Origin of the sequence: Promicromonospora sp. CA-289599 (assembly GCF_050936155.1) — a bacterium.
Classification (GTDB): domain Bacteria; phylum Actinomycetota; class Actinomycetes; order Actinomycetales; family Cellulomonadaceae; genus Promicromonospora.
Window position 1 is genome coordinate 1,816,928 of record NZ_JBNJNI010000001.1, and the last position, 18,842, is coordinate 1,835,769.

Genomic DNA, 18,842 nt, shown 5'->3' on the forward strand with positions numbered 1-18,842 from the left:
TGTTGCCTCTCGCTCGTGGCCGTCCCGCGGGACTCAGGAGTACAGGTCGGTGCTGCACAGCGCCGGGACGCCGCTCTGCTCGTCGTCGCGCCGCAGGCAGCAGCCCGGGGCGCAGACCGAGCGGAGGGCCGGGAGCGAGCCTACGGTCGCCTCGGTGATGTCGTCACCGCGGGCCAGGGCGGCCCGTTCGAGCAGCAGGTCGACGAGACCGCTGACGAACGGCCGGCGCGTGCCCACCGTGCCGGCGCGGACCGCCGTCATGCCGAGGTCCTTCGCGGTGGCCAGCGCCTCGGTGTCGAGGTCGTAGGCCACCTCCATGTGGTCGGAGATGAACCCGATCGGGGACAGGACGACGTTGCGCAGCCCCTCTCCCGCCAGGGCCTCCAGGTGGTCGTTGACGTCCGGCTCGAGCCACGGCTGGCTCGGCGGGCCGGAGCGCGAGCAGTACGCCAGGTCCCACGGCACGTCGTGCCCGAGCCGCTCGGCAACCTGCGCGGCGACGACCCCGGCGAGGTCGAGGTGCTGCTCGGAGTACGTGGCGCGCGCGATCCGCGACGCCGCCTCCATGGTGTCCGGGATCGAGTGCGTGACGAACACCAGCTTGGCGTCGGCGCCGGATCCGCCCTGTGCCGCCAGCTCGGTGTACGCCTCGACGACGGCGTCGACGTTGGCCTGGGCGAAGCCCGGGTGGTTGAAGTAGGAACGGACCTTGTCGAACTGGACGCCCGTCGACCCGTCAGGGCCGAGCTGTCCGCGCTTGTCCAGCGTGACCGCGAGGTCCTCGCGGTACTGGCGGCAGCCCGAGTACGACGAGAAGGCGCTGGTCACGAGCGCGACGGCGCGCTCGGCCCCCAGCTTCTCCAGCTCGTCGACCGCGTCGCTCGTGTACGGGGCCCAGTTCCGGTTGCCCCACACGACCGGCAGGTCGAGGCCGCGGTCGGCGAGCTCGGCCTCGAGCGCCGCCTTCAGCGCGAGGTTCTGCTCGTTGATGGGGCTCTTGCCACCAAAACCGTAGTAGTGCTCGCCCACCTCCTCGAGCCGCTCGTCCGGGATGCCCTTGCCCGCGGTGACGTTGCGCAGGAACGGCACCACGTCCTCCGGCTTGTTCGGGCCACCGAAGGAGTAGAGCAGGAGGGCGTCGTACGGCGCGGCGTCGTGCGCCGCAGGCTGGGGGGAGTTCGCGGGCATGCTCATATCTTTCCACCGTCCGCGCCGCAGGCCCGCCCGGAGAGCGGCGAACGGGACGTGACATCGAAGCGACGTCCTGTCAGAACCCACCCAGGCCGTGCCGAACGGGACGACCACGCCGACACTCGCGGTTCAGGACGCCTTGCGCCGGGCGTGCGTGTTGCCGCGGTCCAGGCGCTCGCGCAGTCCGGGGAGCACGTCGACCAGGCCCGACGGCGCCGGGCTCCGGGTGACCAGTGACAGCCGGACTCGGAACCGGACCGGCGCGGGCTCTATCCGGTCGCCGGGCGCCGCGTACCAGCGCGCCACCATGTCGGGCACGACGACGGCGCAGCGCCGCTCCCGCGCGGTCCGGACCGCCGACTCCGCGGTGGCGGAGTGCCGAACCTGCGCGCCGAGATCGGTCAGCCGCTGCAGCAGGATGTCGCGCGACAGGTCGAGCGCGCAGCAGACCACCGTCTGCCCGGCGTACGGCCGCCGCCCGGACCCGCGCTCCGGAGCGCCGTCGGGCAGCAGCGTGACCAGGTCGTGCTGGCCCACCTCCGTGACCACGAGGCCCCTGGCGATCGGTACCTGCTTCGCGATGGTCACGAACGCCGCGTCGAGCGTCCCCCGCTCGACCCATTCCAGCAGCCGCGGACCGTGCTCCACCTCCGGCTGGAGGACCACGTCGTCGAGCAGCACGTCCAGCACCGCGAACAGCGTGCCCGCGAGGCTCGGGATGGTGCCGACGGACACCGTCCGCGACTGGGCGGCCGCGAGCGCGCGGCCGACTATCGCGCCCAGGTGGTCGAGGACGTGCGCGGCCTGCTCGTAGAACTCCCGCCCGGCCGCCGTCGGACGCGCACCGGTGGTGTCCCGCTCGAACAGGGTGACGCCCACGCGCCGCTCCAGCGCGGCCAGCCGCTGGCTCGCCGACGGCTGGCTCACCAGCAGCTCGCGTGCGGCGGCGCCGAGCGAACCGTGGCGGGCGACCGCGTCGACCAGCCGGAGGTCCTCGACCGTCGGGTATGAGCTCATAGCCCCAGCCTATGTCCGGCCATGCCCAGTGGGCGTCTACCGGCCCCCGCGGCGCCCGCACAGGATGAGGCCGTGCGCCACCCCCACCTCACCACCCTGACCGCCACGACCTTCGTCACGTGGTCCGGCCAGCGCATCACCGCCGTCGCGCTGCCGCTGGTCGCGCTCGACCAGACCGGCGACGCCTGGACCACGGGTCTGGTCGGGGGCTTCGCCGGCCTGCCGCTGCTCACCTCCGCATGGTGGGGCCGGCACCTGCGGGCGCGGCTGACGTCGGGGCGCTCGCTCGCGATCCTGCTCGCGGTGCAGGTGCTCGGGCTGGTCATGGTGCCGGTGGCCGCGGCGACCGTGGGTGTGGGCGCGGTGGTGCTGTGCGCGACGGGTCTGGTCACCGGCACGACGTCGGCGATGCTCGCGCCCGCGCAGCGCGCCCTGACCGCCGACCTGGCCGAGCTGCCCGGCAACGGACCGGACGTCGGCCCGCGAGCGCTGGCCTGGCAGGACCTCGCGCACCGGTCGTCGATGATCTTCGCGCCGCCGCTCGGGGCGTGGCTGCTGGTCGTGTGGGGCGCGGAGCCGTTGCTGTGGTGCGAGGCGGCGGCCGTCGCGCTGAGCGCGGTGGCGATGCTGACGGTGCCGGGGGCGGCGCCCCACACTTCCCGTCGGACCGACGAGGGGCGCCCGACCAGCGAGGCGGACGAGCCCGCGCCGTCCGTCCGTGCGGTGCTGCGTCAGCATCCGGACCTGGCGGTGGGCATCTGGCTGGCCGGCATCGGCGGTATCACCTGGTTCGCGTTCACCCTGGGCCTCACCCTGCTCGGCGCGGAGCTCGACCGGCCCGGCGAGCTAGTCGCGGCGGGCATGGCGGGCTACGGGGCCACGACGGTCGGGATGTCGTTCGTCGTGCCGCTGGTGGTGCACCGGGTGCCGCGCATCCCCGCGATAGTGGTCTCGTGGGTCGTGTTCGGGCTGGCGTACCTCGCGCTGCCGCTGGCCGCGCCGAACCTGCTCGCGGTCGCCCTGGTGTCCGCCGTCGGGGGCGTGACCATGCCGTTCGGGATAGCCGCGCTCAACGCACTGATCGTAGAGCGGACGACCGGTGCGGAACGCCGGGCGGCGTTCACCGCGGAGACCGTGCTGCACAGCGGCGGCGCCTCGGCGGGACTGCTCGTCGGCGGCGCGCTGATCGGTGCGTTCGGCGCGGGTCCGGTCCTGGTGGTCACCGGGCTGGTACAGGTGGTCGCGGCCGTCGTGGCGGCGCTGTGGCTCCGCACGCGACGGGTGCTAGCGGCGGGCGGCGCCGACCAGGTTCGTGACGGCCGCCGCGAGCTCGCGCAGCCGCGGTCCGGTGCGGGCGATCAGGTCGTCCAGCTCGACCGGTCCGGGGGCGATCGAGAACGCGGCGGTGATACCTGAGGCGCGGGCCAGCGCCTCGGGAAGCAGCACCTGACCCGCCACGACCACCACCGGCGGCCGGGTGGGCGACGCCGCCGCGAGCCGCGCGACGCCGTCGGCCACCTTGCCGTTCACGGACTGGGAGTCGAAGGATCCCTCCCCCGTGATCACCAGGTCGGCGGAGGCGAGCGCGGCGGGCAGGCCCACCGCCTCGGCGACGAGGACGGCGCCAGGGGTGTTCTCGGCACCCAGCACGGCGATGAGCCCGGCGGGCACGCCACCGGCGGCTCCCGTGCCAGGGAGCTCGGCGACGGCGACGCCGGTCTCGCGCTCCAGGACCGCCGACCAGTGCCGTAGCGCATCGTCGAGGAACTCCGCCACCCCGTCGCGCGCGCCCTTCTGCGGACCGAACACCCGCGCCGCGCCGTGCTCGCCCACCAGCGGGTTCGTGACGTCGACGGCGAGGCGCCAGCGCACCGCGCGCGCCCGCGGGTGCAGTCCGGACAGGTCGAGGGACGCGACAGAGGCCAGCCCCTCCCCGCCGTCGGGCACCTGCTTGCCGTCCGCGTCCAGGAGGCGGGCACCCAGCCCGGTCAGGATGCCGGAGCCACCGTCCGTGGAGGCCGAGCCACCCAGGCAGAGGAGGATCTCCACGACGCCGGCGTCGAGCGCGGCCCGCGCGACGTCGCCGGTGCCCCGGGTGCTCGCGTGCAGCGGCTGGAGCGGCGCGTCGGAGACACCCGGCAGACCGCTGGCCTCGGCGAGCTCGACGACGGCGGTCCGCCCGTCCGGCGACACCGCCCACCGGGCGGTCGACGGACGGCCTATCGCGTCCACCGTCGCGACCGTCAGGGGTTCACCACCCCAGGCGGCGAGCAGCGCGTCGAGCGTGCCCTCGCCGCCGTCAGCCATGGGCAGGCAGGTCACGACGGCGTCCGGGGCGGCGTCCAGCACCCCGTCTGCGACGGCGGACGCGACCTCGGCAGCGGACAGGCTGCCCTTGAACGAGTCGGGACAGACAACGACGTGCAGCGGCTCCACGCGCCGATCGTAGGCGGTCGGGAGGCTCAGTCGGACAGGATTTCGGCCACTGGTACGGCGTGGGCGCCGAACGCCTCCGCGACGCCGGCGTTGGTGATCTGCCCGGCGTGCGTACTGAGCCCGTGGGCGAGCGCCGCGTCGGCGCGCATCGCATCCCGCCAGCCCTTGTCCGCGAGCGCCGCGACGTACGGCAGCGTCGCGTTCGTCAGGGCCCGGGTCGCCGTGACGGGCACGGCGCCCGGCATGTTCGCCACGCAGTAGTAGAGGGTGTCGTGCACGGCGAAGGTCGGGGCGTCGTGCGTGGTGGGGTGCGAGTGCTCGAAGCAGCCGCCCTGGTCGATGGCGATGTCGACGAGCACGGCACCAGGCCTCATCGCCTTGACCATGGCGTCCGTGACGAGCTTCGGCGCGGCGGCGCCGGGGATCAGGACCGAACCGATGACCAGGTCGGCGGTCTCCACCTGCTCGGCCACCTCGTACGCGGTCGACGCGCGGGTGGCCAGCGCCCCGCCGAACTGCACCTCGAGCTCGCGCAGCCGCGGGATGGAGACGTCCAGCACCGTGACGTCGGCGCCCATGCCCAGCGCGTTGGCCGCTGCGTGCTCGCCCGCCACGCCGCCGCCGATGACGACGACCTTGGCCTTCGGCGTACCGGCCACGCCGCCCATCAGCACCCCGGTGCCGCCCTGGGGCCGCATCAGGTGGTAGGCCCCGACCTGTGCGGACAGCCGTCCGGCGACCTCGCTCATGGGGCTCAGCAGCGGGAGGGAGCGGTCGGAGAGCTGGACGGTCTCGTAGGCGACGGACGTGGTGCCCGCTGCGAGCAGTGCGTCGGTGCACGGCGCTGACGCCGCGAGGTGGAGGTAGGTGAAGAGGGTCAGGTCGGGCCGCATGAGCGCGTACTCGGGCTCGATCGGCTCCTTGACCTTGACCAGGAGGTCGGCGCTGCCCCACACCTCCTCCGCGGTGTCGACGATCCGGGCACCGGCGAGCCGGTACGCGTCGTCGTCGAAGCCGGAACCCAGCCCGGCACCGGCCTGCACGAGCACGTCATGGCCGCGCCGGACCAGCTCGTGGGTGCCGGCGGGCGTGAGCGCCACCCGGCTCTCGTTGTTCTTGATCTCTGTGGGGACGCCGACGTTCATAAGGTGACGGTAATCACCGTGGGGTGTGCGGGTCCAGGACACGTTGCCGAATAGAATGTTCGGCGTTTGTGCACAACAATGGGCGGATGCTCAACCCCTGGCGACTGCGCCTCCTGCATCAGCTGCACCTGCTCGGCACCGTGCGCGCCGTCGCCGAGGCGGCCCGGATGAGCCCGTCGAGCGTCTCCCAACAGCTCGCGACGCTGGAGACCGAGGCGAAGGCTCAGCTCTTCGAGCGCGTCGGCCGCCGTATCCGGCTCACGCCCGCGGGCGTCACGCTCTCGGGCCACGCGTCGGACATCCTCGACCGGATCGCCGCCGCTGAGGCGGACATCGCCGGCCTGCGGTCCGAGCCCACCGGCGTGGTGCGGCTGGCCGCCTTCACGAGCGCCTTCCACGGCATAGTGGTGCCGGCGGTCGCCGCCCTCGCCGAGGAGCACCCCCGCATCACCGTGCAGCTCACCGAGGCGGAACCCCTGGTCAGCCGGCCCGCGCTGCAGCGCGGCGAGGTGGACGTCGCCGTCTGCGCGGACTTCCCGGACGCTCCCGTCCCGCCCGACACCGACCTCACGCGCATGCCTCTGACGGGCGACCGCGTGGTACTCGTGACGGCGCGGGACACAGTGACCGGCCCACGCTCCGGGCGGGTCGACCTGGCCACCCTCGCGAACGAGCCCTGGGCGTTCGAACACCCCGGCGCCCACCTCGCCGACCTGGCCGAACGCCTCTGCCGCCGGGCGGGATTCACACCGCGGACCGTTGCCAGGTTCGAGAGCCACGGCACGCTGCTCAGCCATGTCGAGGCGGGGCTGTCCGTCACGCTGCTGCCCCTGCTCGCCGTCCACGACCGGTACGCGGTGCACACGCTGGACCTCACGGACCCGCCCCGCCGGGACATCCATCTGGTGGTCCGGCACACCACCATGGACCGGGCGGCCGTGCGGGTGGTGGTGGAAGCGCTCCGGCACCAGGCTCGATCGGCCTGAGAGCTGGCCTGCGAGCCGGCCCGCGGTCCGGTCAGAAGTCGTCGATGTCCGCCTGGGCCGACCGCAGCATCTCCGTCAGCTCGCGCAGCCGCATCAGGTCCTCGACGTCCATCGCGGGAGTCACGTAGTGCGCTATCGACCGGACGTGGCTCCGGCCGAGCTCCTTCTGGGTGGCCGCACCTTCCGGGGTCAGGCTCACCAGGACGCCTCGGCCGTCGTCCGGCGACGGGTGCCTGCGGACCAGCCCGCGCTTCTCGAGCCGCTCCACCATGCGCGACAGCGACGACTGCGCCATGAGGATGTTCTCGTTGAGCTCGCGCAGCCGCAGCGTCTCCCCGGGGGCGAGGGCGAGAGTGAACAGCACGTCGTACTCGCGCATGCTGAGATCGCCCCAGATGTCGTCCGCCAGGAGCCGGCGCATCACTGTCACCTGCGCGCGGAACAGCGACTCCCACGCCTCAGCCGCCTCGCGAGCCGACGGCACACGTCGCTCGGTCATCAGCGAGCCCTCCTCGTCATCCAGGGCACGCTACCCGACTGAACTTTCAGTTACATACCTCAGTTAGTGGTGGCGAATTTCACCATACGGAGAACTGTCCAGAGGACCTGCAAGACCCCTCCCGACGAGCGTCCGGAGGGGCCCCGGTCAGCGTCCGAGACGACGTTCCCGCAGCGAGAAGTCGCGCAGCGCACGCAGAAAGTCCACCCGCCGGAACGCGGGCCAGTACGCCTCGCAGAAGTAGAACTCGGTGTGCTGGCTCTGCCACATCAGGAACCCGCCGATGCGCTGCTCGCCGGAGGTCCGGATGACCAGCTCCGGGTCCGGCTGCCCCTTGGTGTACAGGTGCTCGGCGATGTGCTCGACGTCTATCGACTCGGCGAGGTCCGCGAGCGTCGCCCCGTCCTTCGCGCGCTCGGTGAGGTAGCTGCGGACGGCGTCCGCGATCTCCGTGCGGCCGCCGTAGCCGATCGCGACGTTGACCTGGAGGCCCTTCACGCCGGCGGTCCGGTCGGCGGCCGCGCGGAGCGCGGAGGCCAGGCGCGCGGGCAGCAGGTCGAGCCGGCCGATGACGCGCAGGCGCCAGCGGCCCGACTCGGCGAGGTCCGACACCGCGTCCTCGATGATGTCGAGGAGGTTGCTCAGCTCGTCGGCCGACCGGCTCAGGTTGTCCGTGGACAGCATCCACAGCGTGACGACCTCGATGCCCAGCGACTCGGCCCAGCCCAGGAACTCGGTGATCTTGTCGGCGCCGCGACGGTGTCCCGTCGCGGCCGTCTCCCCGAAGGAGCGTGCCCAACGGCGGTTGCCGTCGAGCATCACGCCGATGTGCCGGGGCAGCGTCGCGCCGTGCAGGGCGAACGCCAGGCGTCGCTCGTAGAGGCGGTACAACGGGCTGGGCAGGCGCACGAATACCTCAGTGGATCGGGCCGTGGGAGCCGCGGGACGCGGCGGCACACGGAAGCTCTGACGCTGGGTCGAACCCGGCAGGACGTGGACAAAGGTACCTCTCGAACGCGCGCGTTCCTGCGCACGGAGACCCTTCTGGGACGCCGGACGGGCGACTCCCGCCAACCCAGCGCAGTATCTTCACAAGGCCCTTGTCAAGCAGGCGATCGCCTAACCTACGCTAGAGTAAGTTACGCAACCGTAGGTAGCGCCCCAGCACCCCGAGGACGCCGGTTGCCGAACGCAGAGGAGAGCAGCGTGCGAGCACCTACGGGCGAGCCGGACCACTCGGCGGGCCGCTCGGACGATGTAGCGGGAACGTTCAACGGCAAGTTGGACGACGTACGCGACAAGGCCTCCGACGTCATGCACGACATCTCCGACTCGGTCTCGGCCACCGTCGAGACGGTCGAGCGGAAGATCAAGCCGCGGCTGCGGGGCTGGATCCACGCGGGCACGTTCCCGCTCGCCCTGGCGGCGAGCATCGTGCTGATCGCGCTCGCCCCGACGGTGCCGGGCAAGATCTCCGCATCGGTGTTCGGCCTGAGCGCCTGCCTGCTGTTCGGGGTGTCCGCGGTCTACCACCGCGGCAACTGGTCCCCCCGGACCGACGCCGTGCTCCGCCGCCTCGACCACACCAACATCTTCCTGATCATCGCGGGCACCTACACACCGCTCGCGGTCCTGCTCCTGCCTCGCGACCAGGGCACCGTCCTGCTCTGGCTGGTGTGGAGCGGCGCCCTGCTCGGGCTGCTGGCCCGGGTGTTCTGGCTCAACGCGCCGCGCTGGGTCTACGTACCGGTCTACGTCGCGCTCGGCTGGGTGGCAGTCGCCTACATGGGTCAGTTCTGGGCCACCGGCGGACCCGCCGTCGTCTGGCTCATCCTGGCGGGCGGCCTCGCGTACACGGTCGGCGCGATCGTCTACGGCACCAAGAAGCCCGACCCCAGCCCCGCCTGGTTCGGCTTCCACGAGATCTTCCACGTGCTCACCGTCGTCGGCTTCGCCTGCCACCTGGTCGCGATCTACCTGGCCAACCTCGCGGTCTGACCGCGGCCCTATGCGCCGGTGGGCACCACCGTGTAGCGACGGTTCACCAGGGACGGGTTGGTCCTGCGGACCGCGGCGAGCGGGGCGGGGTCGAGATCGACCGTGCGATACGCCTGCTCCTCCCCCATCTCCAGTCCCACGACGCCGTCCGGCCCCACCAGGAGCGTGCGTCCCGTGACGCCCTTGCCGGTCATGCCGACGCCGATCGTCACCGCGGTGTTCTCGATCGCTCGCGCCTGCAGCAGCGTGCGCCAGTGGTCCGCCTTGAGCGGTCCCGCGACCCAGGCGGCCGGGTACACCAGCACGTCCGCCCCCGCGTCCACGAGCCGGCGGGCCGACTCCGGGAACCGCAGGTCGTAGCAGGTCAGCACACCGAAGGTGAACCCGCCCAGGCGCAGGGTGACCGGCTCGGCGTCGGCGGGACCGGGCTCGAGCAGCTCCGACTCCTGGTACCCGAACGCGTCGTACAGGTGCACCTTGCGGTAGACACCGGCGATCTCGCCGCCATCGTCGACCACGACCAGCGCGTTCACCGCGCGGACGCCGTCGGATCCCGGCAGGGTGACGCCTGCGATCACGGCAACCCCGTGCTTGCGCGCACGAGCACGCAGGAGTGTGACGAACGGTCCGTCGAGCTGCTCGGCGTGCTCCGGCCCGACGCCGTGCGGGTCGTAGGCGGACGCGTACTCCGGCAGCACCAGGAGGTTGGACCCGGCGCGTGCCGCCACCTTGAACGCGTCGAGCACGATCTGGCGGTTGGCGCCGTGGTCGTCGGAGACGGCCACCTGCGCGACGGTCACGCGGACCACGCCGGCCGGGGCGCCCGGCTCAGCGGCGTCCGCCGTGCCGGCCGTGTCAGTCACCTGACCCGCCATCGCTGCTGCCGCCTGAGGAGCCGCCGTCGGACGCCGAGCCGGAGGAGCCGGGCGACGAGCTGGACCCGTCGGGCGTGCTGGGCGCCGTGGAACCGTCGGCGCCCTGCTCGGCCTTGGTGTCATCGGTACGGGTGTCGTCCTCCGACCGGCGGAAGCTGACGACCTGCGGGACCGGGACCGGCAGGCCCTGCTCGCGCGCGTTGTGGCCCGCGCGGCGCAGGTGCTTGCTCATGTTCAGGAACAGCAGCACGCACGCGACCGCGAGCGCGAAGGTGACGACGAAGCCGATGAGCCCCGGCGAGACCTGCCACTCCTCCAGGCCCGGGCGGAGCCTGCCCTCGGTGGGGTTCGGCGACGGTTCGGTCGCGAATGCCATCGCTCCGGCGATCAGCGGGCTCATGCGGGGACCTCCGACCGGACGCCCTCGAACAGGTCCTGCTCGTACTCACCATCGGCATGCTCGGGCAGCGGCACGCGGGACTCCGCGAGCTCGTACTCGTCCCAGGGCCACACGTCGACCTCGAGGTCGCGCGGCACCGCGAAGAAGAAGCCCTTGGGGTCGATCTGCGAGGCGTGCGCCGTCAGGGCGGCGTCCCGCTGCGGGAAGAAGTCGGCGACGGGGACCAGCGTGGTGACCTGACGCTCCGGGATCTCCCGGGCGTCGCGCGACTCGACCCAGTCGCCGAAGGGCGACTCCAGCCCGGCACCTTCCATCGCCTCGTGCACCGCGCGGATGCGCTTCATCGAGAAGCCGTGGTTGTAGTAAAGCTTGAGCGGCTCCCACGGCTCACCCGTGCCCGGGTAGCGCTCCGGGTCCCCCGCCGCGTGGAACGCCTCGAACGACACCTCGTGGCACTTGATGTGGTCAGGGTGCGGGTAGCCGCCCGACGGGTCGTAGGTCGTGATGACGTGCGGGCGGAACTCCCGGACCGCCTGCACCAGCGGCGCGGCGGCCTCCTCCAGGGGGACGAGCGCGAAGCAGCCCTCGGGCAGCGGGGGCAGCGGGTCACCCTCGGGCAGGCCCGAGTCCACGAAGCCCAGCCACTGCTGACGCACGCCCATCGCCTCGGCCGCCCCGGCCATCTCCAGCCGGCGGACCGCGCGGCGGCCCTCTGTCGACTCGAACTCGTGGCCCTCAGGAACCTCGAAGGACGGGTTCAGGATGTCGCCCCGTTCGCCCCCCGTGCACGTCACGACGAGGACCTCGACCCCCTCTGCGGCGTAGCGGGCCGTCGTCGCGGCGCCCTTGCTCGACTCGTCGTCCGGGTGCGCGTGCACCGCCATCAGACGGAGCGGCTCGCGCTCGGGTACGGACACTGGGTCCTCCTGTGTGGGATGCGTACTGGGACAATCGCTCACATGGACCATGATGGTCCAGGGACAATCTTGCTACGAACCACTGACACCTCGAACCGAGCGAGCCGTGATGACCGACCCTGACCCTGCCGCCCCTACCGGCACCGCGCACCCGCAGGCACCGAGCCTCGCCGAGCGCTACGGCCGTGCAAGGCCCGGAGCGCAGCGGATACCCGCGCAGCACGGCGAGGACGACCCGTGGGACGAGGACGACGACGTCCGGCCCCGCCCGAAGCTCTCGGTGGGCGCCCGGATCGCGGTGGTCCTGGCCCTCGCCGCCGGTGTCGCGATCGCCGCGTGGTTCACGATCGTCGACACCCAGCGCGATCCCGTGACCTTCGCAGACGTCGGGTTCTCGGTGACGAGCGCCGAAGCGGTGGACGTCACGTTCGAGGTCAGCATGCCTCCCGGCACCGAGGCCGTGTGCACGGTGACCGCACTGAGCAAGAACTACGCGGAGGTCGGCGCGGTCGATGTCGAGGTGGGCCCGGACGAGGCGCGCACGACGCGACACACGGTGACCATAGCCACGACGGAGCTCGCGACCACTGGCATCGTCGACCACTGTGACCTGCGCTGAGGCCAAGCGGTTCGAAATAGATACCCCGTCCGCTCAGAGCGGAAACAGGGATTGTCTTGGCAAGTCTTTCCCGGGAATTGGTATTCTCGTCGTTTCACACGCTGTGTTGACCGGCTGACGCGCGTGCCCGATCCGCTCCGTCGGCCGGGCCCCGGCGCGCTGCCGTAACTGTGGCTCGATCGAGCAACGACGAAAGGAGAGCCCCCGTGGCCGACGCTTCTGTCACCTGGCTCACCCAGGAGGCGCACGACAAGCTCAAGGCTGAGCTGGAGCATCTCTCCGGCCCCTACCGGGCGGAGATCACCGAGCGCATCGCCGCTGCTCGCGACGAGGGCGACCTCAAGGAGAACGGCGGGTACCACGCCGCACGCGAGGAGCAGGGAAAGAACGAGCTGCGCATTCTCGAGCTCACCGAAAAGCTCCGTAACGTCCAGGTCGGCACTCCCGCGGACGACGGCAAGGTCGAGCCGGGCATGGTCGTGACGGCGATCGTCGCGGGCGACGAGATGAACTTCCTCTTCGGCTCGCGCGAGATGGCTGGGTCCACGGACCTCGACGTCTACTCGCCGACGTCGCCGCTGGGCGCCGCGATCGACGGAAAGTCGATCGGCGCGAAGACGAGCTACCACGCCCCGAACGGGCGCGACATCCCCGTGGAGATCACGGGTGCTAAGCCCTTTCAGGGCTGACAGTCAGGGCTGACAGTCAGGGCTGAAAGCCGAGCGAGACCGGGCCTGTCAGACGGCCGGATCACCCTGGTGACCTGGACGTCCGGCAGGCCCGTCGGCGTGTGCGAGGTCCGCGAGCCGACGCTCGAGGAGCTTCCGGTCGCCCTCCCGGTCGACCTGGTCGAGCGCCCGCCGGTACTCCGCCGCCGCCTCCGCCGGCCGGCCCGCACGCCGCAACAGGTCCGCCCGCATCGCCGGGAGCAGGTGATACGCCGTCAGCTCGGGCGCTGACGCGACGTCGTCGAGCGCGGCCAGACCAGCCTCGGGCCCTCGCGATATCCCCACGGCGACCGCCCGGTTGAGCTCGACGACCGGCGAGCGCGTCATATCCACCAGGACGTCGTAGAGGGCCTCGATCTCTGCCCAGTCCGTCGTGTCAGCGGCGGTCGCCCGGGCGTGCAGCGCGGCGATCGCGGCCTGCACCTGGTACGGACCGGCACGACGTGCCGCGAGCGCGTCGTCGAGCACGGCCAGCCCCTCAGCGATCTCGTCGTGCCGCCAGAGCGAACGGTCCTGCTCCTCGAGCGTGCGGGGCAGCGCTTCCGCCCCCGCACTCACCCGTGCCCATCGACGCGCGTGCTGGAGCAGCAGCAGGGCTAGCAGCCCGCGGGCCTCCGGCTCCTCGGGCAGCAGGCGCGCGACGAGCCGGGCGACACGGACCGCGTCGTCGGCCAGGGCGCGGCGGGCCGTGGCGCCCGCGTCGTCCTCGGCAGGTTCGGCCCACGCGTCGTAGCCCTCGGTGAACAGCACGTACAGCACGGCGAGGACCGCCGAGACCCGCTCGTGCAGCAGCTCGGGCGGTGGCACCCGGAACGCGATACCGGTGCTCCGGATCTTGCGCTTGGCGCGGGTCAGGCGCTGGGCCATCGTCGCCTCCGGGACCAGGAAGGCGCGTGCGACCTGAGCCGTCGTCATGCCGGTGAGGGACCGCAGGGTGAGCGCCACGCGGCCCTCCAGCGGCAGCGCGGGGTGACAGCAGGTGAAGACGAGGCGCAGCAGGTCGCCGTCGGGGTCCTCCGGTTCGACACCGGCCCAGCCGTCGCCGTCGTCCAGCGCGTCCGCCGCCTCGACGGCCGGGTCGGTGGCCCCTGGGCCGAGCCGCTCGGTCAGCCGCGCCGACGCCGCCACCTTCTCTGCCTCGACCTTGCGCCGCCGCAGCCGGTCCAGCGCGCGGTTGCGCGCCGTGGTGGTGAGCCACGCGCCCGGCAGGTCGGGCACGCCGTCGCGCTGCCAGGTGCGCAGCGCGACGGCGAACGCCTCCTGCGCGCAGTCCTCGGCGAGGTCGAGGTCACCGGTGCTGCGCGCCACGGCCGCGAGCACGCGGCCCCACTCGTCGCGGAAGGCCGCGGTGACGGCCCTCCCGACGTCGGTCATTCCTAGGCCTCGGCGTCGCTGTCGAGCTCCAGCGGCCAGAAGGGACGCAGCTCGACCGCGCCGACGTGTGCCATCGGATGGGCGGCGGCGATCCTGATCGCCTCGTCGAGGTCGGGCGCCTCCAGGACGTCGAAGCCCGCGATCACCTCTTTGGTCTCCGAGAACGGGCCGTCGGTGACGACCACCTCGCCGGTACGGACCTGCACACCGACTGCGTCGGCGGGCGGGCGCAGCCGGTCGCCGAGGACCGCGCGGCCGGTGCCGTAGGTGTCCCGCACCCAGTCCTCGATCTCGGGCACGTTCCCCGGGTCGGCCGGGGCGTCGGGGGTGGACAGGACGAGCATGAGATAGCGCATGGCGTGCTCCCTTCCGGGGCGGTCCCCGGTGTCATGGTCCCGCGGCCGACCGGCCGCGTCACCCCGACGACGAACGGGAGCGTGCCCGCACGACACCCGCGCGACGATCAGTTCGCGATGGCCTCGTAGCCCTCGGACTCCAGGCGTTCGACGACGGCGGTGCGGTGGTCGGCGCCCTTGGTCTCGAGCTGCAGATTGACCCGCACCTCGGACACCGCCAGCGAGACGTCGGTCCGCGTGTGGTCGACGGCGACGATGTTGGCGCCCGCCGCGGCGATCGTCTCGACGAGCCGGGCGAGAGCGCCTGGCTTGTCCATCAGCCGTACCTGCAGCTTCAGGTACCGACCGGCGGCCACGAGGCCGTGCTGCACCACGCGCAGGAGCACCAGCGGGTCGATGTTGCCGCCGGACAGCACCGCGACGATCGGGCCCTTGAACGCTCCAGGTCCGGCGGCCATGATGCCGGCGACCGCTGCCGCGCCGGCGGGCTCGACCATCAGCTTCGAGCGCTCGAGCACCGCGAGGAGACCGCGCGAGAGCTGGTCCTCGGTGACCGTCCGGACCTCGACGCCCTCCTTCTGCACGATCCCGAACGGCACGTCGCCGGGCAGCCCCACGGCGATGCCGTCGGCCATCGTGGAGCCGAGCTTCCCCGCCAGCGGCTTGCCGGCCTCCAGCGAGGCCGGGTACGCGGCGGCCGACGCCGCCTGCACACCCACCACCTTCACGTGCGGTGCGGCCTCGGCCAGCACCGCGGCGATGCCGGCCACCAGACCGCCACCGCCCAGCGGCACGACGACGGTGGCGACGTCCGGCACCTGTTCCAGGATCTCCAGGGCGACGGTGCCCTGGCCCGCCACGACGTCCACGTGGTCGAACGGGTGAATGAGCACCCGCCCGGACCGGGCGGCCTCGACGCGTGCGGCGGCGAGCGCCTCGTCCACCGACGAGCCCACCATCCGCACCTCCGCCCCGTAGCCACGGGTCGCGGCGACCTTGGGCAGGGCCGCGTCGACCGGCATGTAGACGACAGTGTCGATCCCGAGCATCCCCGCGGCTACCGCCACGCCCTGCGCGTGGTTCCCCGCGGAGGCGGCGACGACCCCGCGCTCCCGCTCAGCGGCCGACAGACGCGCGAGGCGCACGTACGCGCCACGCACCTTGAACGAGCCGGCACGCTGCAAGTTCTCGCACTTGAGCAGCACCTTCGTGCCGGCGATGGTGGAGAGCGCGCGGCTCTCGGTGATGGGGGTACGGGTGATGACGCCGTCGAGCATCGCTGCGGCGGCACGGGCGTCGTCGGCGGACACCGTGAGGTGGCCGCCGTACGACTCCAGGTCGAACGGATCCAGGGGCACAGCGGGCATGTTGCCCGACTCAGCCGCCGGATGCACGTTCAGCGCTTCTGATCGCCCTCTGAAGCGCCTCGGCCCGAGGGGTCCAGATCCTCGTGGGCGCTGACGTCCTCGGCGGCCGCCTCGGTCACCACACCGGTGCCGCGCCGCAGCCGGAGCGGGATCGGCGGGGCGTCGGCCGCTCGCCAGCGGATGGGCAAGGCGTCCTCGTCACCGAGCTCGGGGAACTTGTCGTGCCCGTTGAGGTAGAGGATCACGGTGTTCAGCACGGCTGCGAGCGGGACCGCGAACAGGGCACCGACGATGCCGGCGGCGTACGACCCGGCGGCCACGGCGAGGATCACGGCGACCGGGTGCAGCGAGACGGCCTGGCCCATGAGGAACGGCTGCAGCGCGTGCGACTCGATCTGCTGCACCAGCAGCACCACGCCGAGCATGATGAGCGCGGCGACCCAGCCGTTCGACACGAGGACCACGACGACGGCGATGGCACCCGTCACGATGGCACCGACCACCGGCACGAACGAACCGACGAACACCAGGATGCTGATCGGCAGGGCGAGCGACGGGACGAAGAACACCGCGCCGATCCCGATACCGACGGCGTCCACCGCGGCGACGAGGATCTGCGTGCGGGTGTAGGCGGCGAGCGTGACGGCCCCGCGCCGGCCGGCCTGGTTGACCCGCTCCCGGGAGGACCGCGGCAGCAGACCGACGAGCCAGCCCCAGATGCCCCGCGGGTCGTGCAGGAAGAAGAACGTGCAGAACAGCGCGATCAACGCCCCGACCAGCACGCTGCCCGCGGTGGCGGCGGCTCCGAGGGCACCGCTCACGATCGCGCCCTGCTGGGCCTCGAGCTGATCGAGGATGTCCTGGCTGTAGCTCTGCAGCTCGTTCTCGAGCCCGAACGTCGCCGAGACCTGCGTCCACAGCTCGTTGAAGCCGCTGATGGCCTGGGTCCGCAGATCGGCGAACCCGTTGGCGATCGACTGCCCGGCCAGCGTGATCAGGCCGGCGACCACGACGATCAGGCCGATCAGCGACAAGCCCGCGGCCAGCCCACGCGGCACGCGCAGCCGCTCGTTCAGCAGGCGACGTACGGGCGTCAGCATGATCGTGAGGAGCAGGGCCACCGCGACCGGGATCACTATCGTCTTCAGGAGCGTGAGGAGCCAGAACGCGGCGGCCACGAACGCACCGATGAGGAGCATGCGCCACGACCATGAGGCGGCCGCCCGAATGGCTGGTGGAACAGCGCCCGAATCGTCGATGGGCGGCGCGGTGGTCTGGCTGGACGTCACGCTTGTCTCCTCGGTCTGCGACACAGATACGACCCTAGGGGAGCACACCGACACACCGCTGACGTGCTCACGCGCCGCACGAAAGGTCCACCGCCCGTACACCGGTCCGACATGTCTCGAAAGTCGTCCGGGTGCCGCTCCCCACCGTCAGGCTTCCAGCTTCCGCTTCTGCGGATGCGGCGTCTCGCCGCGCTCCAGCATCTCGACGAACTTGGTGATGTTGCGGGCGCGGGTCTCTGCCTTCTTGACCCCCGTGATCCGGAACAGGATCGCGAACCGGTTCTGGGCCGTGAGGATCTCGAACATCGCCGCCGCCCGCGGCTCGGCCGCGAGCGCCTCGGCAAGGTCGGGCGGCACCTCGAAGTTGCTGTTGACCTCGTAGGCGGCTTCCCAGCGTCCGTCGGCCCTGGCCTTGTCGATCTCCTCCTGGCCGCGCGGACGCATCCGCCCCTCCGCGACCAGGCGGTCCGCGATGCGCACGTTGCGCGCCGACCAGCGGCTGCGGGACCGGCGGGGGCAGTACCGCTGCAGCGTGGTGATGTCGTCCCGGCTGAGCGCCTGGGCGTCGATCCAGCCGCTGCACAGCGCCTCCTCGAGCGCCTGGTCGCGGGTCAGGCTCGTCGCGGAGTCCTTGCCCTTCCTCGCGAGGACCAGCCAGACGCCGTCCGACGACCCCTCGTGCTCGTCGAGCCAAGCGCGCCACGCTGCGGCGTCGGTGATGAGTAGCTCGGGATCGGTGTCGGCCATGGGACGCACGCTACGCCGGGACACCGACATCGTCGGCTCGGTCCTGGTCCGCGTCTTACCCCTTCACCCGGCCGTCCCGGGGCGCGAACGCCCGCAGCGCGTCCGCGTCGCTGTTGGCCGAGGTCAGGTACTCCCGCGCCCACTCCTCGGCGCCGGGGTACGTGCTGGCCGTCGCGATCGCGGCCACCGCTGCCTCGACGTCGACCGGTGTGTGCCGCAGCTCGACCTGCCCGTCCCGCAGGAGCGCCCAGGATCCGCCCGAGCGACCGTAGGGCATGCCGACGCTGCCGGGGTTGACGCACAGCCGCCGGTCGACGAGGCGCACGAACGGCATGTGTGTGTGGCCCATGACGACGGTGCCAACGGAGGCGTCGAGCTCGCCGAGCACCTCTGCCCAGCGCTCCAGGGAGGAGTCGACGAGCACGACCTCGTCGTCGTCCCGCGGGGTGCCGTGGCAGAACACGACGCGGCCGAACCCGCGCACCGTCAGCTCAGCCGGGTGCGGCAGGCCGGCGAGCAGGGCGACGTCGTCGGGCCGCAGCTGGGCCGCCGCCCAGGGCGCGACCGGATCAGGGATGGCCGTGTCGCCGCCCCGCGCGAGCGTGACCAGCTCGCGGTCCGCGTTCCCACGCACCAGGAGCGCCCGCTCCCCCAGGGATCGCAGGCGGTCCAGCACCGCGACGGGCTGCGGCCCGGCGGCGTGGTCGCCGGTGACGACCACGCGGTCGGCAGCGATCACGTCCGGCTCGGCGAGCACTGCGTCCAGGACGGGGAGCACCCCATGGATGTCCGACAGGACCGCTACGGCACCGACCTCGCTGCTCATGTGCCGACGATCCCGCGCAGAGCCCAGCGGCGCCACCAGCGTCTGCCGACGGCAGAAGTGGACATAAGCATT

19 protein-coding genes and 1 pseudogene are annotated in these 18,842 nt (G+C 72.2%); 5 read left to right on the top strand and 15 right to left on the bottom strand.

From position 1 onward, the window contains the following. Positions 1-33 precede the first annotated feature (33 nt). A complete protein-coding gene (locus ACQEVI_RS07935; protein ID WP_432896575.1) occupies positions 34-1,188 on the bottom strand; it encodes a ferrochelatase in 1,155 nt (384 codons plus the stop codon). Positions 1,189-1,320: 132 nt separating this feature from the next. Beyond that, on the bottom strand, positions 1,321-2,208 hold the full coding sequence (locus ACQEVI_RS07940; RefSeq protein ID WP_432896578.1) for a LysR family transcriptional regulator: 888 nt from the start codon (positions 2,206-2,208) through the stop codon (positions 1,321-1,323). Between the two features lie 21 nt (positions 2,209-2,229). Between ACQEVI_RS07940 and ACQEVI_RS07945 the strand changes: the two are divergent. Further along, positions 2,230-3,438: pseudogene (locus ACQEVI_RS07945) on the top strand (MFS transporter); the annotation flags it as partial. A 54-nt stretch (positions 3,439-3,492) separates the two neighbouring features. Here the strand turns inward: ACQEVI_RS07945 and ACQEVI_RS07950 are convergent. Beyond that, positions 3,493-4,644, bottom strand: coding sequence for a glycerate kinase (locus ACQEVI_RS07950; RefSeq protein WP_432896581.1), 1,152 nt, complete (start codon positions 4,642-4,644; stop codon positions 3,493-3,495). A gap of 26 nt (positions 4,645-4,670) precedes the next feature. Beyond that, positions 4,671-5,789 carry an alanine dehydrogenase gene (ald, locus tag ACQEVI_RS07955; RefSeq protein ID WP_432896584.1) on the bottom strand — a complete coding sequence of 373 codons (1,119 nt, stop codon included), beginning with the start codon at positions 5,787-5,789 and terminating at the stop codon, positions 4,671-4,673. Positions 5,790-5,875: 86 nt separating this feature from the next. On the opposite strand from ald, the gene ACQEVI_RS07960 reads away from it, so the two are divergent. Continuing rightward, positions 5,876-6,775 (top strand): LysR family transcriptional regulator, encoded by a 900-nt coding sequence (locus ACQEVI_RS07960; protein ID WP_432896587.1) that lies wholly within the window; start codon positions 5,876-5,878, stop codon positions 6,773-6,775. A gap of 31 nt (positions 6,776-6,806) precedes the next feature. Here ACQEVI_RS07960 and ACQEVI_RS07965 read toward each other — a convergent pair whose 3' ends face one another. Together ACQEVI_RS07965 and ACQEVI_RS07970 are read right to left on the bottom strand one after the other, a co-directional pair. Next, entirely contained in the window at positions 6,807-7,274 is a 468-nt protein-coding gene (locus ACQEVI_RS07965) for a MarR family winged helix-turn-helix transcriptional regulator (RefSeq protein ID WP_432896590.1), read from the bottom strand. 147 nt (positions 7,275-7,421) lie between these two features. Next, the gene (locus ACQEVI_RS07970; protein WP_116676796.1) at positions 7,422-8,183 is read right to left on the bottom strand and encodes an isoprenyl transferase; all 762 of its coding nucleotides are present in this window, start codon (positions 8,181-8,183) and stop codon (positions 7,422-7,424) included. Between the two features lie 405 nt (positions 8,184-8,588). On the opposite strand from ACQEVI_RS07970, the gene trhA reads away from it, so the two are divergent. Beyond that, entirely contained in the window at positions 8,589-9,272 is a 684-nt protein-coding gene (trhA, locus tag ACQEVI_RS07975; RefSeq protein ID WP_432905861.1) for a PAQR family membrane homeostasis protein TrhA, read from the top strand. 8 nt (positions 9,273-9,280) lie between these two features. Here trhA and ACQEVI_RS07980 read toward each other — a convergent pair whose 3' ends face one another. Genes ACQEVI_RS07980 through mca form a run of 3 tightly spaced genes read right to left on the bottom strand, consistent with a single transcriptional unit; the run spans position 9,281 to position 11,431 of the window. Further along, positions 9,281-10,147: a carbon-nitrogen hydrolase family protein gene (locus tag ACQEVI_RS07980; RefSeq protein WP_432896593.1), complete on the bottom strand. Its 867-nt coding sequence runs from the start codon at positions 10,145-10,147 to the stop codon at positions 9,281-9,283. Then, positions 10,128-10,547: a hypothetical protein gene (locus tag ACQEVI_RS07985; protein ID WP_432896596.1), complete on the bottom strand. Its 420-nt coding sequence runs from the start codon at positions 10,545-10,547 to the stop codon at positions 10,128-10,130. Before ACQEVI_RS07985 ends, ACQEVI_RS07980 begins: the two co-directional genes overlap by 20 nt. Beyond that, a complete protein-coding gene (gene mca, locus ACQEVI_RS07990) occupies positions 10,544-11,431 on the bottom strand; it encodes a mycothiol conjugate amidase Mca (RefSeq protein ID WP_432905863.1) in 888 nt (295 codons plus the stop codon). Before mca ends, ACQEVI_RS07985 begins: the two co-directional genes overlap by 4 nt. A gap of 142 nt (positions 11,432-11,573) precedes the next feature. On the opposite strand from mca, the gene ACQEVI_RS07995 reads away from it, so the two are divergent. Then, positions 11,574-12,083, top strand: coding sequence for a DUF4307 domain-containing protein (locus ACQEVI_RS07995; RefSeq protein ID WP_432896599.1), 510 nt, complete (start codon positions 11,574-11,576; stop codon positions 12,081-12,083). A gap of 206 nt (positions 12,084-12,289) precedes the next feature. After that, a complete protein-coding gene (gene greA / locus ACQEVI_RS08000) occupies positions 12,290-12,772 on the top strand; it encodes a transcription elongation factor GreA (RefSeq protein ID WP_357454871.1) in 483 nt (160 codons plus the stop codon). Positions 12,773-12,820: 48 nt separating this feature from the next. Here the strand turns inward: greA and ACQEVI_RS08005 are convergent, their stop codons facing one another. From ACQEVI_RS08005 to ACQEVI_RS08030, 6 genes are all read right to left on the bottom strand, one after another. Further along, entirely contained in the window at positions 12,821-14,185 is a 1,365-nt protein-coding gene (locus ACQEVI_RS08005; RefSeq protein ID WP_432896602.1) for an RNA polymerase sigma factor, read from the bottom strand. 2 nt (positions 14,186-14,187) lie between these two features. Then, positions 14,188-14,541 (bottom strand): YciI family protein, encoded by a 354-nt coding sequence (locus ACQEVI_RS08010; protein ID WP_432896605.1) that lies wholly within the window; start codon positions 14,539-14,541, stop codon positions 14,188-14,190. Between the two features lie 107 nt (positions 14,542-14,648). Next, the gene (ilvA, locus tag ACQEVI_RS08015; RefSeq protein WP_432896608.1) at positions 14,649-15,908 is read right to left on the bottom strand and encodes a threonine ammonia-lyase; all 1,260 of its coding nucleotides are present in this window, start codon (positions 15,906-15,908) and stop codon (positions 14,649-14,651) included. A gap of 29 nt (positions 15,909-15,937) precedes the next feature. Beyond that, positions 15,938-17,197: an AI-2E family transporter gene (locus ACQEVI_RS08020; RefSeq protein WP_432896611.1), complete on the bottom strand. Its 1,260-nt coding sequence runs from the start codon at positions 17,195-17,197 to the stop codon at positions 15,938-15,940. A gap of 147 nt (positions 17,198-17,344) precedes the next feature. Continuing rightward, positions 17,345-17,944, bottom strand: coding sequence for a YdeI/OmpD-associated family protein (locus ACQEVI_RS08025; protein WP_432896614.1), 600 nt, complete (start codon positions 17,942-17,944; stop codon positions 17,345-17,347). Between the two features lie 55 nt (positions 17,945-17,999). After that, complete coding sequence (locus ACQEVI_RS08030; RefSeq protein WP_432896617.1) at positions 18,000-18,770, bottom strand: metallophosphoesterase family protein; 771 nt, start codon at positions 18,768-18,770, stop codon at positions 18,000-18,002. Between the last annotated feature and the right edge of the window lie 72 nt (positions 18,771-18,842).

Excerpts from the sequence above, each read along its gene's own strand:
- ACQEVI_RS07985 (WP_432896596.1), bottom strand. The coding sequence starts at position 10,547 with ATGAGCCCGCTGATCGCCGGAGCGATGGCATTCGCGACCGAACCGTCG.
- ACQEVI_RS07980 (WP_432896593.1), bottom strand. The coding sequence starts at position 10,147 with ATGGCGGGTCAGGTGACTGACACGGCCGGCACGGCGGACGCCGCTGAG.
- mca (WP_432905863.1), bottom strand. The coding sequence starts at position 11,431 with ATGGCGGTGCACGCGCACCCGGACGACGAGTCGAGCAAGGGCGCCGCG.
- ACQEVI_RS08025 (WP_432896614.1), bottom strand. The coding sequence starts at position 17,944 with ATGGCCGACACCGATCCCGAGCTACTCATCACCGACGCCGCAGCGTGG.
- ACQEVI_RS07995 (WP_432896599.1), top strand. The coding sequence starts at position 11,574 with ATGACCGACCCTGACCCTGCCGCCCCTACCGGCACCGCGCACCCGCAG.
- ACQEVI_RS07960 (WP_432896587.1), top strand. The coding sequence starts at position 5,876 with ATGCTCAACCCCTGGCGACTGCGCCTCCTGCATCAGCTGCACCTGCTC.
- ACQEVI_RS08030 (WP_432896617.1), bottom strand. The coding sequence starts at position 18,770 with ATGAGCAGCGAGGTCGGTGCCGTAGCGGTCCTGTCGGACATCCATGGG.
- ACQEVI_RS07940 (WP_432896578.1), bottom strand. The coding sequence starts at position 2,208 with ATGAGCTCATACCCGACGGTCGAGGACCTCCGGCTGGTCGACGCGGTC.
- ACQEVI_RS08005 (WP_432896602.1), bottom strand. The coding sequence starts at position 14,185 with ATGACCGACGTCGGGAGGGCCGTCACCGCGGCCTTCCGCGACGAGTGG.
- ACQEVI_RS07965 (WP_432896590.1), bottom strand. The coding sequence starts at position 7,274 with ATGACCGAGCGACGTGTGCCGTCGGCTCGCGAGGCGGCTGAGGCGTGG.
- ACQEVI_RS07935 (WP_432896575.1), bottom strand. The coding sequence starts at position 1,188 with ATGCCCGCGAACTCCCCCCAGCCTGCGGCGCACGACGCCGCGCCGTAC.
- ACQEVI_RS08010 (WP_432896605.1), bottom strand. The coding sequence starts at position 14,541 with ATGCGCTATCTCATGCTCGTCCTGTCCACCCCCGACGCCCCGGCCGAC.
- ald (WP_432896584.1), bottom strand. The coding sequence starts at position 5,789 with ATGAACGTCGGCGTCCCCACAGAGATCAAGAACAACGAGAGCCGGGTG.
- ilvA (WP_432896608.1), bottom strand. The coding sequence starts at position 15,908 with ATGCCCGCTGTGCCCCTGGATCCGTTCGACCTGGAGTCGTACGGCGGC.
- trhA (WP_432905861.1), top strand. The coding sequence starts at position 8,589 with ATGCACGACATCTCCGACTCGGTCTCGGCCACCGTCGAGACGGTCGAG.